17 protein-coding genes are annotated in these 16882 nt (G+C 59.8%); 12 read left to right on the top strand and 5 right to left on the bottom strand.

Translation table 11 applies throughout. The features are described 5' to 3' along the window. Positions 1 to 135: 135 nt before the first annotated feature. The 12 genes from BFP93_RS19165 (at position 136) to glmS (ending at position 11568) form a co-directional block, all read left to right on the top strand. A complete protein-coding gene (locus tag BFP93_RS19165; protein WP_065886693.1) occupies positions 136 to 543 on the top strand; it encodes a F0F1 ATP synthase subunit I in 408 nt (135 codons plus the stop codon). Positions 544 to 559: 16 nt separating this feature from the next. Then, positions 560 to 1429: a F0F1 ATP synthase subunit A gene (gene atpB / locus BFP93_RS19160; RefSeq protein ID WP_057725770.1), complete on the top strand. Its 870-nt coding sequence runs from the start codon at positions 560 to 562 to the stop codon at positions 1427 to 1429. A gap of 133 nt (positions 1430 to 1562) precedes the next feature. Continuing rightward, a complete protein-coding gene (gene atpE / locus BFP93_RS19155; protein WP_002555987.1) occupies positions 1563 to 1820 on the top strand; it encodes a F0F1 ATP synthase subunit C in 258 nt (85 codons plus the stop codon). Between the two features lie 56 nt (positions 1821 to 1876). After that, a complete protein-coding gene (locus tag BFP93_RS19150) occupies positions 1877 to 2347 on the top strand; it encodes a F0F1 ATP synthase subunit B (RefSeq protein WP_003195835.1) in 471 nt (156 codons plus the stop codon). A gap of 12 nt (positions 2348 to 2359) precedes the next feature. Further along, positions 2360 to 2896 (top strand): F0F1 ATP synthase subunit delta, encoded by a 537-nt coding sequence (locus BFP93_RS19145; RefSeq protein WP_015886646.1) that lies wholly within the window; start codon positions 2360 to 2362, stop codon positions 2894 to 2896. 21 nt (positions 2897 to 2917) lie between these two features. Continuing rightward, the gene (atpA, locus tag BFP93_RS19140; protein WP_003177064.1) at positions 2918 to 4462 is read left to right on the top strand and encodes a F0F1 ATP synthase subunit alpha; all 1545 of its coding nucleotides are present in this window, start codon (positions 2918 to 2920) and stop codon (positions 4460 to 4462) included. A 50-nt stretch (positions 4463 to 4512) separates the two neighbouring features. Further along, positions 4513 to 5373: a F0F1 ATP synthase subunit gamma gene (gene atpG / locus BFP93_RS19135; protein WP_003195829.1), complete on the top strand. Its 861-nt coding sequence runs from the start codon at positions 4513 to 4515 to the stop codon at positions 5371 to 5373. 27 nt (positions 5374 to 5400) lie between these two features. Further along, entirely contained in the window at positions 5401 to 6777 is a 1377-nt protein-coding gene (atpD, locus tag BFP93_RS19130; protein ID WP_065886692.1) for a F0F1 ATP synthase subunit beta, read from the top strand. Positions 6778 to 6821: 44 nt separating this feature from the next. Then, positions 6822 to 7238 (top strand): F0F1 ATP synthase subunit epsilon, encoded by a 417-nt coding sequence (locus tag BFP93_RS19125; RefSeq protein ID WP_003195825.1) that lies wholly within the window; start codon positions 6822 to 6824, stop codon positions 7236 to 7238. A 123-nt stretch (positions 7239 to 7361) separates the two neighbouring features. Next, a complete protein-coding gene (gene glmU / locus BFP93_RS19120; RefSeq protein WP_065894357.1) occupies positions 7362 to 8729 on the top strand; it encodes a bifunctional UDP-N-acetylglucosamine diphosphorylase/glucosamine-1-phosphate N-acetyltransferase GlmU in 1368 nt (455 codons plus the stop codon). A gap of 228 nt (positions 8730 to 8957) precedes the next feature. Beyond that, entirely contained in the window at positions 8958 to 9725 is a 768-nt protein-coding gene (locus tag BFP93_RS19115; RefSeq protein WP_065886690.1) for a DeoR/GlpR family DNA-binding transcription regulator, read from the top strand. Between the two features lie 10 nt (positions 9726 to 9735). Then, a complete protein-coding gene (gene glmS / locus BFP93_RS19110; RefSeq protein WP_065894355.1) occupies positions 9736 to 11568 on the top strand; it encodes a glutamine--fructose-6-phosphate transaminase (isomerizing) in 1833 nt (610 codons plus the stop codon). A 265-nt stretch (positions 11569 to 11833) separates the two neighbouring features. Here the strand turns inward: glmS and BFP93_RS19105 are convergent, their stop codons facing one another. Genes BFP93_RS19105 through BFP93_RS19085 form a run of 5 tightly spaced genes read right to left on the bottom strand, consistent with a single transcriptional unit; the run spans position 11834 to position 16880 of the window. Next, positions 11834 to 12766, bottom strand: a complete 933-nt coding sequence (locus tag BFP93_RS19105; protein WP_065894354.1) for a phosphatidate cytidylyltransferase — start codon at positions 12764 to 12766, stop codon at positions 11834 to 11836. A 1-nt stretch (position 12767) separates the two neighbouring features. Next, complete coding sequence (locus tag BFP93_RS19100; protein ID WP_065886684.1) at positions 12768 to 13388, bottom strand: lysophospholipid acyltransferase family protein; 621 nt, start codon at positions 13386 to 13388, stop codon at positions 12768 to 12770. A gap of 9 nt (positions 13389 to 13397) precedes the next feature. Continuing rightward, a complete protein-coding gene (locus BFP93_RS19095) occupies positions 13398 to 13841 on the bottom strand; it encodes a hypothetical protein (protein ID WP_065894349.1) in 444 nt (147 codons plus the stop codon). Next, the gene (locus tag BFP93_RS19090; protein WP_065894347.1) at positions 13831 to 15129 is read right to left on the bottom strand and encodes a phosphatase PAP2/dual specificity phosphatase family protein; all 1299 of its coding nucleotides are present in this window, start codon (positions 15127 to 15129) and stop codon (positions 13831 to 13833) included. The genes BFP93_RS19095 and BFP93_RS19090 overlap by 11 nt, the downstream gene beginning before the upstream one ends. A 2-nt stretch (positions 15130 to 15131) precedes the next feature. Next, complete coding sequence (locus tag BFP93_RS19085; RefSeq protein WP_065894345.1) at positions 15132 to 16880, bottom strand: bifunctional alpha/beta hydrolase/class I SAM-dependent methyltransferase; 1749 nt, start codon at positions 16878 to 16880, stop codon at positions 15132 to 15134. Positions 16881 to 16882: the final 2 nt, after the last annotated feature.

The raw sequence follows: 16882 nt of genomic DNA, 5'->3' as shown, positions 1-16882 counted from the left end.
GTAGCGTGTGATCGGAAATCACTACCCGGCAGTTGAATAGGGGCTGAACCGCCCCTATACTCTGCGCGCATTTTGTCGGCACAAAGTATGCCAAGTTATTGATTTCCGGCAGCCGACCATTGAGGAGCAAGAGTGATGGAAACCCGCACGCCAAACACGTTGCCGTTCCATCGCTTGGCTGTTTTTCCGGTTTTATTGGCGCAACTTGTCGTTTTGCTGATCGCTGCATTGGCGCTTTGGTACTGGCATGGAGTCGTAGCCGGATATTCAGGACTCTGCGGAGGCCTGATAGCCTTGCTGCCCAATATGTATTTTGCTCACAGGGCCTTTCGGTTTTCCGGCGCCCGAGCAGCCCAGGCCATCGTCCGGTCTTTTTATGCCGGCGAGGCGGGGAAACTGATTTTGACGGCAGTGCTGTTCGCACTGACCTTTGCAGGTGTGAAGCCATTGGCGCCGCTGGCTGTATTCGGCGTCTTCGTGTTGACCCAATTGGTCAGCTGGTTCGCTCCCCTGCTAATGAAAACAAGACTTTCGAAACCTTAGGGCGTTTGAGGCAACCATGGCAGAAACAACCGCTTCGGGCTATATCCAGCACCACTTGCAGAACCTGACCTTCGGTCAGCTTCCCAACGGCGGCTGGGGCTTTGCCCACACCGCAGCAGAAGCCAAGGAAATGGGTTTCTGGGCCTTCCACCTGGATACTCTGGGCTGGTCGGTCGCATTGGGTCTGATCTTCGTCCTGATTTTCCGCATGGCGGCAAAAAAGGCGACTTCCGGTCAGCCAGGTGCTTTGCAGAACTTCGTTGAAGTATTGGTCGAATTCGTCGATGGCAGCGTGAAAGACAGCTTCCATGGCCGCAGCCCTGTGATCGCACCGCTGGCACTGACCATCTTCGTCTGGGTGTTCCTGATGAACGCCGTCGACCTGATCCCGGTTGACTGGATTCCTCAGCTGGCCATCCTGATCTCCGGCGATGCGCACATTCCGTTCCGTGCCGTATCGACCACTGACCCGAACGCTACCCTGGGCATGGCCCTGTCGGTGTTCGCGTTGATCATTTTCTACAGCATCAAGGTCAAGGGCATCGGCGGCTTCATCGGCGAACTGACCCTGCACCCGTTCGGCAGCAAGAACATCTTCGTTCAAGCCCTGCTGATCCCGGTGAACTTCCTGCTGGAATTCGTGACCCTGGTTGCCAAGCCGATTTCCCTGGCCTTGCGACTGTTCGGCAACATGTATGCCGGCGAGCTGGTGTTCATTCTGATCGCTGTGATGTTCGGCAGCGGTCTGCTCTGGCTTAGCGGCCTGGGCATCGTTCTGCAGTGGGCGTGGGCTGTGTTCCACATCCTGATCATCACCCTGCAGGCCTTCATCTTCATGATGCTGACCATCGTCTACCTGTCGATGGCGCACGAAGAGAACCATTAAGACCAGTCTCGACTAGTCTGATGTCCTTCCCGGTCAAACGGGAAGGTGGCCCAACAGGGCTATGAAACGATTTGTTTTACCGCTTTAAAATCTAAAAAACCTAAACCATACGACGTAAAAGTCGGGAGGAAAGATGGAAACTGTAGTTGGTCTAACCGCTATCGCTGTTGCACTGTTGATCGGCCTGGGCGCCCTGGGTACTGCCATTGGTTTCGGCCTGCTGGGCGGCAAATTCCTGGAAGGCGCAGCGCGTCAGCCGGAAATGGTTCCAATGCTGCAAGTTAAAATGTTCATCGTTGCCGGCCTGCTCGACGCCGTGACCATGATCGGCGTTGGTATCGCACTGTTCTTCACCTTCGCGAACCCCTTCGTTGGTCAACTCGCTGGCTGATCACTCGACTTTTCGAGTGATTGGGGTGATGGACAACGAATGAGCGAGGTGTTGGCGTGAACATTAATGCAACCCTGATTGGCCAATCCGTTGCGTTCTTCATTTTTGTAGTGTTTTGCATGAAGTTCGTGTGGCCTCCGGTCATCGCGGCTTTGCACGAACGTCAGAAGAAGATCGCGGACGGTTTGGACGCTGCCAGCCGTGCAGCTCGCGACCTGGAGTTGGCCCACGAGAAAGTGGGTCAGCAACTGCGCGAAGCTAAAGCACAGGCAGCCGAGATCATTGAGCAAGCCAAGAAGCGCGGTAACCAGATCGTCGAAGAGGCTGTTGAAAAAGCCCGCGTCGAAGCTGACCGTGTAAAGGCTTCGGCTCATGCCGAGATCGAACAGGAACTGAACGGCGTCAAAGACGCGCTGCGTGCCCAACTGGGTGCTCTGGCGGTCGGCGGTGCCGAGAAGATCCTCGGTGCCACAATCGATCAAAACGCGCACGCGGAGCTGGTTAACAAACTGGCTGCTGAAATTTAAGCGAGGGCGATCATGGCAGAACTGACCACGTTGGCCCGACCTTACGCTAAGGCAGCCTTCGAGCACGCCCAGGCCCACCAGCAGCTGGCCTCTTGGTCAGCCATGCTCGGCCTGGCTGCAGCAGTGTCGCAAGACGACACCATGCAGCGCGTGCTCAAGGCCCCGCGCCTGACGAGCGCAGACAAGGCCGCCACTTTTATTGAAGTGTGCGGCGACAAGTTTGATGTGAAAGTGCAGAACTTCATCCACGTCGTTGCCGAAAACGACCGTCTCCCGCTCTTGCCGGAGATTGCCGCTCTGTTCGACCTGTACAAGGCCGAAGCAGAGAAATCGGTAGACGTTGAAGTGACCAGTGCTTTTGCATTGAACCAAGAACAGCAAGACAAACTCGCCAAGGTTCTCAGTGCACGACTCAATCGGGAAGTGCGCCTGCAAGCTTCGGAGGACGCATCCCTGATTGGTGGTGTCGTTATCCGTGCCGGCGACCTGGTTATCGATGGCTCGATTCGCGGAAAAATCGCGAAACTTGCCGAAGCATTGAAATCTTGAGTTTGAAGGGGCAGCAGAGCAATGCAGCAACTCAATCCTTCCGAAATAAGTGAAATTATCAAGGGCCGCATCGACAAGCTCGATGTGACCTCCCAAGCCCGTAACGAAGGCACTGTCGTCAGCGTATCTGACGGCATCGTGCGGATTCACGGTCTGGCCGACGTCATGTACGGCGAGATGATCGAGTTTCCGGGCGGCGTCTACGGTATGGCCCTCAACCTGGAGCAAGACTCCGTAGGTGCCGTTGTATTGGGCGCATACACCAGTCTGGCCGAAGGCATGAGCGCCAAGTGCACTGGCCGCATCTTGGAGGTTCCGGTTGGTAAGGAACTGCTGGGTCGCGTAGTCGACGCACTGGGTAACCCTGTTGACGGTAAAGGTCCACTGGGCAACACCGAGACCGACGCGGTCGAGAAAGTTGCTCCAGGCGTGATCTGGCGTAAGTCGGTAGACCAGCCTGTACAGACTGGCTACAAGGCTGTCGATGCCATGATCCCTGTCGGCCGTGGCCAGCGTGAGCTGATCATCGGTGACCGTCAGATCGGTAAAACCGCTCTGGCCATCGACGCGATCATCAACCAGAAGAACAGCGGCATTTTCTGCGTCTACGTAGCCATTGGTCAGAAGCAATCGACCATCGCCAACGTGGTTCGCAAGCTGGAAGAAAACGGCGCCCTGGCCAACACGATCATCGTGGCTGCCAGTGCTTCGGAATCTCCTGCGCTGCAATTCCTGGCACCGTACTCCGGTTGCACCATGGGTGAATTCTTCCGCGACCGCGGTGAAGACGCGCTGATCGTTTATGACGATCTGTCCAAGCAAGCAGTGGCTTACCGCCAGATTTCCCTGCTGCTGCGCCGTCCACCAGGCCGTGAAGCCTACCCAGGCGACGTGTTCTATCTCCACTCCCGTCTGCTGGAGCGCGCATCCCGCGTTTCCGAAGAGTACGTAGAGAAGTTCACCAACGGCGCAGTGACCGGCAAAACCGGTTCCCTGACCGCATTGCCGATCATCGAAACCCAGGCTGGCGACGTTTCCGCGTTCGTTCCGACCAACGTGATTTCCATCACCGACGGTCAGATCTTCCTGGAATCGGCCATGTTCAACTCCGGGATCCGTCCTGCAGTGAACGCCGGTGTTTCGGTATCCCGTGTGGGTGGTGCCGCTCAGACCAAGATCATCAAGAAGCTCTCCGGTGGTATCCGTACCGCTCTGGCTCAGTACCGTGAACTGGCGGCATTCGCCCAGTTCGCTTCTGACCTGGACGAAGCGACCCGTAAGCAACTTGAGCATGGTCAGCGCGTTACCGAGCTGATGAAGCAGAAGCAATACGCCCCGATGTCGATCGCTGACATGGCGTTGTCGCTGTATGCCGCTGAGCGTGGGTTCCTGACCGACGTTGAAATCGCCAAGGTCGGCAGCTTTGAACAAGCGCTGATTGCTTACTTCAACCGCGATCACGCCGAATTGATGGCGAAGATCAACGTGAAGGGTGACTTCAATGACGATATCGACGCTGGCATGAAAGCCGGTATCGAGAAGTTCAAGGCCACCCAAACCTGGTAAGCCGCAGCGGGAGCCGCAAGGCTCCCGCTTGCTAACCTGATAGGTGTTACATGGCAGGCGCAAAAGAGATTCGCAGTAAGATTGCGAGCATCAAAAGCACGCAAAAGATTACCAGCGCCATGGAAAAAGTGGCGGTCAGCAAAATGCGCAAGGCACAAATGCGCATGGCTGCTAGCCGTCCTTATGCGGAGCGTATCCGCCAGGTAATTGGGCATCTGGCCAACGCCAACCCGGAATACCGCCACCCGTTCATGATCGAGCGCGCCGTCAAGCGTGTCGGTTATGTGGTAGTGAGCAGTGACCGTGGTTTGTGCGGTGGCTTGAATACCAACCTGTTCAAGGCCCTGGTCAAGGACATGGCGGTAAACCGCGAAAACGGCGTCGAGATCGATCTGTGTGTTGTGGGTAGCAAGGGTGCGGCCTTTTTCCGTAACTTCGGCGGTAACGTCGTTGCAGCTATCAGCCACCTGGGTGAAGAGCCGTCGATCAATGATTTGATCGGCAGTGTGAAGGTGATGCTGGATGCGTATCTGGAAGGCCGGATTGACCGCCTGTCCGTGGTATCCAACAAGTTCATCAACACCATGACCCAGCAGCCAACCGTGGAGCAATTGATTCCACTGGTGGCGACCCCGGATCAGGAACTCAAGCACCACTGGGACTACCTCTACGAACCAGACGCCAAAGAGCTGCTTGACGGCTTGATGGTGCGCTACGTGGAGTCGCAGGTGTACCAGGCGGTGGTCGAGAACAACGCAGCTGAACAAGCGGCGCGGATGATCGCGATGAAAAACGCTACCGATAACGCCGGTGATCTGATCAGCGATTTGCAGCTGATCTACAACAAGGCGCGTCAGGCTGCGATCACCCAAGAGATCTCGGAAATCGTCGGCGGCGCTGCCGCGGTTTAACGGTTCAAATATTCAGAGGATCCAGCTATGAGTAGCGGACGTATCGTTCAAATCATCGGCGCCGTTATCGACGTGGAATTCCCACGCGACAGCGTACCGAGCATCTACAACGCGCTGAAAGTACAAGGCGCGGACACTACTCTGGAAGTTCAGCAACAGCTGGGCGACGGCGTAGTTCGTACCATTGCGATGGGTTCCACCGAAGGCTTGAAGCGCGGTCTGGACGTTGTCGACACGGGTGCTGCCATCTCCGTACCGGTCGGTAAAGCGACCCTGGGCCGGATCATGGACGTACTGGGCAACCCGATCGACGAAGCGGGCCCGATCGACACCGAAGAGCGCTGGGGCATTCACCGTCCAGCACCTTCGTTCGCCGAGCAAGCGGGCGGCAACGACCTGCTGGAAACCGGCATCAAGGTTATCGACCTGGTATGCCCGTTCGCCAAGGGCGGTAAAGTCGGTCTGTTCGGTGGTGCCGGTGTAGGCAAGACCGTCAACATGATGGAACTGATCCGTAACATCGCCATCGAGCACAGCGGTTATTCCGTGTTCGCCGGTGTGGGTGAGCGTACCCGTGAGGGTAACGACTTCTACCACGAGATGAAGGACTCCAACGTTCTGGACAAAGTGGCACTGGTTTACGGTCAGATGAACGAGCCGCCGGGAAACCGTCTGCGCGTAGCACTGACTGGCCTGACCATGGCCGAGAAATTCCGTGACGAAGGTAACGACGTTCTGCTGTTCGTCGACAACATCTACCGTTACACCCTGGCCGGTACTGAAGTATCCGCACTGCTGGGCCGTATGCCTTCGGCAGTAGGTTACCAGCCGACCCTGGCTGAAGAGATGGGCGTTCTGCAGGAACGTATCACTTCGACCAAGGAAGGTTCGATCACCTCGATCCAAGCGGTATACGTACCTGCGGATGACTTGACCGACCCGTCGCCTGCCACCACCTTCGCCCACTTGGACGCCACCGTCGTTCTGTCCCGTGACATCGCTTCCCTGGGTATCTACCCAGCGGTCGATCCACTCGACTCGACGTCGCGCCAGCTGGACCCGAACGTGATCGGCCAGGAGCACTACGACACCGCTCGCGGCGTTCAGTACGTGCTGCAGCGTTACAAGGAACTGAAGGACATCATTGCGATCCTGGGTATGGACGAGCTGTCGGAAGCCGACAAGCAGTTGGTAAACCGTGCTCGTAAGATCCAGCGCTTCTTGTCGCAGCCGTTCTTCGTGGCTGAAGTCTTCACCGGTGCCTCGGGTAAATACGTTTCCCTGAAAGACACCATTGCTGGCTTCAAAGGCATCCTCAACGGTGACTACGACCACCTGCCAGAACAAGCGTTCTACATGGTCGGCGGCATCGAAGAAGCGATCGAGAAAGCCAAGAAACTGTAATCCTGGCGCCCGGAAACGGGCGCTCATCAGGTTGAGGCAATCAGATGGCTATGACAGTCCATTGCGATATCGTCAGCGCGGAAGGGGAAATCTTCTCCGGTCTGGTCGAGTTTGTAACAGCGCACGGTGACCTGGGTGATCTTGGTATCGCCATGGGTCACGCTCCGCTGATTACCAGCTTGAAGCCAGGTCCGATCACGCTGACCAAGCAAGGCGGGGAACGTGAGGTGTTTTACATCTCCGGTGGTTTCCTCGAGGTTCAGCCGAACATGGTCAAGGTACTTGCCGACACTGTGCAACGTGCCGGCGACCTGGATGAAGCCTCCGCTCAGGAAGCCGTCAAGGCTGCCGAGAAGGCGCTGAACGAAAAAGGCGCAGACTTCGACTACAGCGCTGCTGCAGTCCGTCTGGCCGAAGCTGCAGCGCAGCTGCGTACGCTCCAGCAGATCCGCAAGAAGTAAGCGGCTTTGCCGTTACGCTTCACGCGTGATTGATTAAAAAGGGTAGCCTCGGCTACCCTTTTTCTTTTTTTGCAAAACACTTCTCTGGTCTGAAGCCGGACCGCCCAGGATTGGTAGCCATTCATGTCTCTTGAAATCGTAATTCTCGCCGCAGGCCAGGGCACCCGCATGCGTTCAGCCCTGCCCAAGGTGCTGCACCCGGTCGCAGGCAATTCCATGCTCGGTCATGTTATCCACAGCGCCCGGCAGTTGGATCCGCAACGCATTCACGTCGTCATCGGGCACGGTGCCGATGTGGTACGTGAGCGCCTGGCCGCAGACGACTTGAATTTCGTATTGCAGGACAAGCAACTGGGCACCGGCCACGCCACTGCGCAAGCCGTGCCGTTCATTACCGCTGACACCGTGCTGATTCTCTACGGTGACGTGCCGCTGATCGAAGTGGAAACCCTGCAACGCCTGCTCAAGCATGTGGTGCCGGGCCAGATGGGCCTGCTCACCGTTGAGCTGGACGACCCCACCGGCTACGGACGCATCGTGCGCAACGCCGACGGTAAGGTCGCCGCGATCGTCGAGCACAAGGACGCGAGCGAAGCCCAGCGCGCCATCACTGAAGGCAATACCGGCATTCTCGCCGTGCCGGCCGATAAGCTGGGCGACTGGATGAGCCGCCTGTCCAACAACAACGCCCAAGGCGAGTACTACCTCACCGACGTTATCGAGATGGCGGTCAGTGACGGCCTGGTGGTCGCCACCGAGCAACCTCACGACCCAATGGAAGTGCAGGGCGCCAACGACCGCAAGCAGCTGGCAGAGCTGGAGCGCCACTACCAACTGCGCGAAGGCCGCCGCCTGATGGCCCAGGGCGTCACCCTGCGTGACCCGGCGCGTTTCGATGTGCGTGGTGAAGTGACGGTGGGCCGCGACGTGTTGATTGATATCAACGTGATCCTCGAAGGCCGCGTGATCATCGAAGACGACGTGGTGATCGGTCCTAACTGTGTGATCAAGGACAGCACCTTGCGCAAAGGCGTGGTGGTCAAGGCCAACAGCCATATCGACGGTGCGGTGATGGGCGAGGGCAGCGATGCCGGGCCGTTTGCACGGTTGCGTCCGGGAACGGTGATGGGCGCGCGGGCGCACGTCGGCAATTTCGTCGAGCTGAAAAACGCGAAAATGGGCGACGAGGCGAAGGCCGGCCACCTGGCTTACCTCGGTGATGCGGTAATCGGTGCTCGCAGCAACATTGGCGCCGGTGCAATTACCTGCAACTACGACGGCGCCAACAAATACCAGACGACGATTGGTGAAGACGTATTCATCGGCTCCAACAACTCGCTGGTTGCTCCTGTGACCATCGGTGACGGCTCCAACACCGCAGCGGGCTCAACCATCAACCAGGATGTGGATAAGTCGCAACTGGCCGTGGCCCGTGCCCGCCAGCGCAACATCGACGGCTGGAAACGCCCGGTCAAAATCAAGAAGACCTGATCTATCCACACCCTTGGCAGCAACAAAACTCCAATGTGGGAGGGGGCTTGCCCCCGATAGCGGTGGGTCAGTCAATAAAGGGCTGACGGATAAACCGCTATCGGGGGCAAGCCCCCTCCCACATTTGCCTGCGTTATTTCAAAAATAATGATCGCCACCGCTTGACGATCTTTCGCCAATAGGTTTTGATTGCCTTCGTTATCTTTCGAAACGAAACTTATAACTCCCATGTCGAAACGAAATACCCCCCAACGTCGCCACAACATCCTGACCTTGCTCAATGAACAGGGCGAAGTCAGCGTGGACGAATTGGCCAAGCGTTTCGAAACATCGGAAGTGACCATCCGCAAGGACTTGGCCGCCCTCGAAAGTAATGGCCTGCTCCTGCGCCGCTACGGTGGCGCAATCACCATGCCTCAAGAACTCGTGGGCGACGCGGCCCAGCCGGTCTCGGCCTACAAGCGCGCGATTGCCCGCGCCGCCGTGGTGCGCCTGCGTGAACACGCGCGGATCATCATCGACAGCGGCAGCACCACCGCCGCGATGATCCCCGAACTGGGCCATCAACCCGGCCTGGTGGTCATGACCAACTCCCTGAACGTGGCCCGCGCCTTGAGCGAGCTGGAGCATGAACCGGTGCTGCTCATGACCGGCGGCACCTGGGATCCGCATTCGGACTCGTTCCAGGGCCAGGTCGCCGAGCAGGTGCTGCGTTCCTACGATTTTGATCAACTGTTCATCGGCGCCGACGGCATCGATTTGCAGCGCGGTACCACCACCTTCAACGAATTGCTGGGCCTGAGCCGCGTCATGGCCGAGGTCGCCCGTGAGGTCGTGGTGATGGTCGAATCCGACAAGATCGGCCGCAAGATTCCCAACCTGGAACTGCCCTGGAGCAGTGTCCATACCCTTATCACCGATGATCGCCTGCCGCTCGAGGCCCGCGACCAGATCCAAGCCCGCGGCATTACGCTGATATGCGCGGCAGTCATCTAGGAGAAATACCATGTGTGGAATTGTTGGCGCAGTCGCCGAACGTAACGTAACGGCCATCCTGATCGAAGGCCTCAAGCGCCTGGAATACCGTGGCTATGACAGCGCCGGTGTGGCGGTCTTCACCAACGCCGGCAAGCTGGAGCGTATGCGCCGTCCGGGTAAAGTCAGCGAGTTGGACCAGGCCCTGGCCGGTGAGCCACTGGCAGGCCGCCTGGGCATCGCCCACACCCGTTGGGCCACCCACGGTGCGCCGTGCGAACGCAACGCTCACCCGCATTTCTCGGGTGACCTGGCCGTGGTGCACAACGGCATCATCGAAAACCACGAAGTGCTGCGCGAACAACTCAAGGGCCTGGGCTATGTATTTACCTCGGACACCGATACCGAAGTCATCGCCCACCTGCTCAACCACAAGCTCAAGGACCACAGCGACCTGACCACCGCCCTCAAGGCCACGGTCAAGGAACTGCATGGCGCCTACGGCCTGGCCGTGATCAGCGCCAGCCAGCCGGACCGCCTGGTTGCCGCGCGCAGTGGCAGCCCACTGGTGATCGGCCTGGGCCTGGGCGAGAACTTCCTCGCCTCCGACCAACTCGCCCTGCGCCAGGTCACCGACCGCTTCATGTACCTGGAAGAAGGCGATATCGCTGACATCCGCCGCGAAAGCGTGCAGATCTGGGACGTCAACGGTCAGTCCGTCGAGCGCGAAGCCGTGCAATACCGCGACGGTGCCGAAGCCGCCGACAAAGGCGAATTCCGCCACTTCATGCTCAAGGAAATCCACGAGCAGCCTTCCGTGGTACAGCGCACCCTCGAAGGTCGCCTGAGCCAGAACCAGGTGCTGGTCAACGCCTTCGGCCCACAAGCCGCCGAGCTGTTCGCCAAAGTGCGCAACGTGCAAATCGTCGCCTGCGGCACCAGCTACCACGCCGGCATGGTTGCGCGTTACTGGCTCGAAGAACTGGCCGGCATCCCGTGCCAGGTCGAAGTTGCCAGCGAGTTCCGCTACCGCAAAGTGGTGGTGCAGCCCGACACCCTGTTCGTGACCATCTCCCAGTCCGGCGAAACCGCCGACACCCTGGCCGCCCTGCGCAACGCCAAGGAGCTGGGCTTCCTCGGCAGCCTGGCGATCTGCAACGTCAGCATCAGCTCCCTGGTGCGTGAATCGGACCTGACCCTGCTGACCCAGGCCGGTCGCGAAATCGGCGTCGCCTCGACCAAAGCCTTCACCACCCAACTGGTCGGGCTGTTGCTGCTGACCTTGTCCCTCGGCCAAGTGCGCGGCACCCTCGCCGAAGGCGTTGAGGCCACCCTGGTGGAAGAACTGCGCCGCCTGCCGACCCGCCTGGGCGAAGCCCTGGCCATGGACGGCACCGTGGAAAAAGTCGCCGAACTGTTCGCCGACAAGAGCCACACCCTGTTCCTCGGCCGTGGCGCGCAATACCCGGTGGCCATGGAAGGTTCGCTGAAGCTCAAGGAAATTTCGTACATCCACGCCGAAGCCTACCCGGCCGGCGAGCTGAAGCACGGCCCACTGGCCCTGGTGGACGACGACATGCCCGTGGTCACCGTGGCGCCGAACAACGAACTGCTGGAAAAGCTCAAATCCAACTTGCAGGAAGTGCGCGCCCGTGGCGGCCAACTGATTGTGTTTGCGGACGAGAAGGCCGGCATGACCAACGGTGAAGGCACGCATGTGATCAACATGCCGCACATCCACGACACCCTGTCGCCGATCCTCTACACCATTCCGCTCCAGTTGCTGTCGTACTACGTCGCCGTGCTCAAGGGCACCGACGTTGACCAGCCGCGCAACCTGGCGAAGTCGGTGACGGTGGAATAAGCCTGACTGGCGTACCGAGAGGGGCTGTTTCGACAGCCCCTTTTTACGTCCCGTGAATGATCGTTCCCCCGCTCCGCGTGGGAATGCATCTCGTGACGCTCCGTGTCACCATTGCCTGACGATCTTGAAAGCACACAGAACCAAGGTGGGAGGGGGCTTGCCCCCGATGCAGTGGTTCAGCCAATTCATAGGTGACTGATACTCCGCCATCGGGGGCAAGCCCCTCCCACAGTTTGATCTTCATTGGTTTTGAGAAAGGGGTAGGTCAGGTCCACCAGTAACGCACCAGGTGGAAGAAGATCGGCGCCGCAAAGCACACCGAATCCAGCCTATCCAGCATGCCGCCGTGCCCTTCGATCATGTGTCCCCAGTCCTTCACCCCGCGATCGCGCTTGATCGCCGACATCACAATCCCGCCGGCAAAGCCCAGCAGGTTGATCAGCAGCGCGATCAGGAATGACTGCCAGGGATTGAACGGTGTGGTCCACCACAGCGCCGCACCGATCAGGGATGACAGCAGGATCCCGCCGACAAAACCTTCCACGGTTTTCGACGGCGAGAGGTTGGGCGCGATCTTGTGTTTGCCGAACAGCTTGCCGCACACGTACTGCAGCACGTCGGACAGTTGCACCACGATCACCAGGTAGGCAATCAGCAGCAGGTTGCGGCCTTCATAGCCGGGGATGTCCAGCGTCAGCAGCGCCGGGACGAATGACACGCAGAACACTGCGATCATCAGGCCCCATTGCACCTTCGATGCGCGCTCCAGGAAGTGGGTACTGTCGCCGCCCAGGGAGGCGAGGATCGGCAGCAGCAGGAACACGTAGACCGGGATGAAGATCGAGAACAGTCCGTACCAATCGGCGTAGATCAGCACGTACTGCAGCGGCAGGGCCAGGTAGAACGCCGCTACCAGGGCCGGGTAGTCGCTGCGCCGGGTCGGCGTGAGGGTAAGGAATTCGCGCAGGGCGTAGAACGACACCGCGTAGAACAGCAGGATCACCGCGCCGGTGCCGAGCCAGAAGGCAATACCGATGACGACCACCATCACCCACCAGGCGTTGATGCGCGCGTTGAGGTTGTCGATCACCGCATTGGGGTTGCCACGGGTGCGCAGCTTGAGGATCAGGCCGATCAGTGAGGCGATGACCAGGATCGCGCCGATCCCGCCGAATAACATCAGGGTTTGGCTATCCATCTCAGGAGTGCTCCGGGGCGAGGGCGAGCAGGGCGTCGCGAGTGCGGGCAAGGAACGCGGTTTTGTCTTCGCCTTCTTCCAACTGCAGAGGCGCGCCGAAGCTGGTTGTGCATAACAGCGGTAATGGCAGGACACGCCCCTTGGGCATCACGCGGTTGAGGTTGGCTATCCACACCGGGATCAACTCGGCCTGTGGGTAACTGTTTGCCAAGTGATACAAGCCGCTTTTGAACGGCAGCAGGCCGTCTTCCAGATTGCGCGTACCTTCAGGAAAGATGATCAGCGAGTCGCCGCCTTCCAGCGCAGCGAGCATTGGCTGCAGCGGGTTATCCACAGGGTCTTTGCGCTCGCGATCAATCAGTACGCCGTTGAACACGCGGTTGATGATGTAGCGGCGCAGCGCGCTTTTATTCCAGTAGTCGCTGCCGGCCACAGGGCGGGTGAATTTGCGCAGGTTCTGCGGCAGCGACGCCCATACCAGTACGAAGTCGCCGTGGCTGCTGTGATTGGCGAAATAAATGCGTTGTACCGGCACTGGCGCGCAACCCAGCCACAGGCTGCGAGCGCCCGTGACGGTGCGGGCCATGGAGGTAATCAGTGTGGCGACCACGGGTTCGAACATGGGAACTCCTTATCCGGCGAAAGGTAGCCAAGGGCTGGCAAGTATTACGCCCAGGGTCAACAGCACTTGCGCGCCAAGCAGCCAGGCCTGTTTGCGCAGCAATTTGAGTGCACCACGACGGCGTTCGGTCCAGGGCCTGCCGGCGCGCTCGGCCGATTGCAGGCCAAGGGTTTGCAGGGCTTGGTCAAGGTCGGCGGTGCGCTGGGTGTCGCGGGCCAGCAGGGCGAACAAATCGGCGTCGAACGCGACGCGCAGCGCCCAGTATTTCTGTAGAAGCCCCAGGATGATCATCCACAAGGCCAGCACCAGGCAGATCGTCGAAACGCTCGCCATCAGCAACTGGGCCAGACCGAACAGCACACCGACCACTGTCAGGCCTGTGGATAACTGGTCCAGCGAACGGCCACGCCGCAGCAGGCTGGCAACTACGTGCAGTTCCATGTCAGCGAGCATGGGGCAAACCCTCCAAAGCCAAGCGATGTGCAGGATGCAGGACCACACGGGTTCGTGCTGTACGAATAATAGCCAGCGCCTGATCGATCGTCGCCGCGCGCCCGCTGTGCAACAGCCAGGCAGCGATGGCCGTCGCGCTGCGCGAGTAGCCCAGGGCGCAGCACACCAGCAGCGGCCCGTCCGAGCGCAAGCGTTCGATGGCCTGGGCGGCTTGCAGGCATTCGGCGGAGGTTGGCGCAATCAGGTCCAGAACAGGGATGCATTGATAACGGCGTCCCTGTGGATCAATCGGCAGTTCGGCGCAGAGATCGACGATGGCCTTGAATGGCTGTTTCTCGCCGGCCGCTGGAATCCGGCCGAGCCAGACGTTATCCACAATCGGTTCAGGCTGTGGATGACCACGTGTCCACAGCCGCGAATTGATCCAGGCAGCCGCCAGGTAAGGCGCATACAGCCAACGTGCGGCTGGGGTCAGCTGGCCATTGTTGCGTTTCTGAAAACCCTCGACACCCAGCAGCCAGTAGTTGGTCGCGACCAAACCCAGCGATACTGCCGGCCACAGCAGCCATAACCCCCAACCGCCCAAGGCCAGCGCGAGCAGCATCAGCGCCAGCGCGCCAAGGGCGTAGCGCGCACCCAGCCAACCACGTTTAGGGTCGCGTGTCAGTCGGGCATTGCGCAGAGGGTTGGGATGTTCCAGCGGCCATAGCCACACGCACAACCAGCCGGCGAGGGCGCCTGTGGGTAAGTCGATAAAGTGATGTTGATAAGTGGTCAGTACGGAAATACCGATCAGTGCAAACCAGCCGTGCACTGCCCAGCGCCAGAAACCCTGGGTATGCCGCTGGTACACCACCCACAGGATCACCAGCAGCGCGATATGCAGTGAAGGCGCCTGGTTGAAGGGCTTGTCGAAGCCCGCCAGCACCGCAAACAACCAGCCGAACACGCCATCCAGTTCCGGTCGTTCGAAGGTGAAGCGCAGCGGCCAGATCAGGAAGCAACTGACGGCAATCACCTGGGCCGTCAGCAGGCGCAGGGCATGTTGCCTGAGTTCGTGACGGGTGCTCGGCAGCAACAGGGAGAAACCGTAGAGCAGGTCGATGGACCAATAAGGCACGATAGTCCAGGCCCAGAACGGCATGTGGGTTTCCCAGCCGAACACCAGCGTGCCCACATCGCTGCGTTGGGTGGTGACCCAGGTGGCGAGGCCGTAGGTGCTGAAAAACAGCGGTGCCAACAGCAGCAGCCAGAGAAGCGCTGGTTTGAATAAGCCGGGTTCGCGCATGCTCAGATCTTCTGCGCCAGGGACACGGTGAAAATGCCCCATTCATCCACACGCTGAGTGATCTTGCGAAAGCCCGCAGCCTCCACCAGTTGGTCCATTTCCGCCTGGCTGCGCCGACGCATCACCCAGGCCTGGCCCTGGCGGTGGCTGGTCAAGGCGCGGGCGATCAGTTCCAACTGCGGGTGCCACGGTTGGCCGGTGTAGACCAGATAACCGCCGGGCTCCACCGCTTCGGCGAGGCCCGCCAACGAACCGCCGACCATCGCGTTATCGGCAAACAACTCATATAACCCGGACACCACCGCCAACGTCGGCTTGGGCTCCAGCGCCGCCAGGCTCGCCCGGTCAAACGCATCGCCTTTGATGAACTGGGCAATGTCTCCCAGGCCTTTTTCACGGATCAGCGCACTGCCGTCGCGCACGTTGATGTCGCTGTAGTCGCGCAGCAGGATCGATTCCGGCAGCGGCGCTACACCCTGCAACGCTTCCAGGATGTAACGCCCGTGGCCGGCGGCGATATCGACGATGCGCACGTCGCGCTCGTCCGCACGCAACCGGGCCATGGCCAGGCGCAGCAGCTCTTCGACATTCAGCTTGCGTTGACGAATACCGCGCCAGCCGATGGAGTTCAGGTAGTTGGTGTCGATCATCCGCCCCAGCGCGCCTTTGCCGGTGGGCGTGTTGCGGTACACGTAATCCAGGGTACTGCCGGAATCGAAGCCGGTGTCGAAGCCCAGTTTCACCCCGTCGGACAGGTTCTTGCCCAGGCCCATGCTGGCGCGCGTCATGCGCCAGTACAGGTCGCGCAGGGAATTGCGCGGCAGCGGTGCGGCGAGGGCTTCGGATTCGGCGCAGGTGGCGCCCAGTTTGTCGGCGTCCAGCAGGCTGGCGCGGTCCAGCGGTTGCGTGAAGTTTTGCAGGATAAAGCGCCTGGCGCTGTTGACGGCCGTGGCGCGGTCACGTTCACCGAGGGTGTCGTGGAAGAAACCGGGCAGCACATGCAGCTCTTTTTTCAGGCTGCCCAGACGCTCGAAAAACTGCTGCTGGGGTTTGCGGTGCACCACGAAGTCGGAGCCGGAGATCAGCAATTGGGTCGGCACTTGAATGGCCTGGGCATCGGCTACAACCCGGTCGGCCGATTCGTACAGGCCCAGCAGCACGTTCACCGAAATGGCCTTGGTGATCAGTGGATCGCTGTCGTAGGACGCCACGCGCTGCGAGTCATGGCTGAGGAACTTGGCCTTGACATAGCTGTTGACGAAAAAGTTGCCGCGAAACTTGCGCATCAGTGCCAGGCCCGGGCGGGCGAAAGGCACGTACAGCTTGACCTTGAAGGCAGGGGAGGCGAGTACCAGGGCGCGGATCTTCGGTGCGTAGTCATGCACCCAGGTGGCCGCGATCACCGCGCCGACGCTTTGGGCGACAACGGCGAGGTTTTCCTCGTCGATACCGTAGGCGGCGCCTATGTGGTCGCAGAAGGTCTGTACGTCGCGGGCGCTGGTGGCAAAGCTGGGGCTGTCACCGCGCTCGCCGGGGGATTGGCCGTGGCCACGGGCGTCCCAGGCGAAGAAGTCAAAGTCGGGCAGGCCCAGTTCGTCCACCAGGTGCGCGATTCGACCTGAGTGCTCATGACCGCGATGGAACAACACAATGGCCTTGCGCGGCCCGGCGTCTGCCGTAGCCGGCCAGTGCCGGTAAAAAAGCTCGACGCCATCATGGGTGCTGAAGGTGTGCTGTTGCTGTTCGCGCATCG

It is taken from the genome of Pseudomonas sp. 44 R 15 (assembly GCF_900004965.1).
GTDB classification, from domain to species: Bacteria; Pseudomonadota; Gammaproteobacteria; order Pseudomonadales; family Pseudomonadaceae; genus Aquipseudomonas; species Aquipseudomonas orientalis_A.
This window is presented reverse-complemented; position numbering and strand designations above follow the sequence as displayed.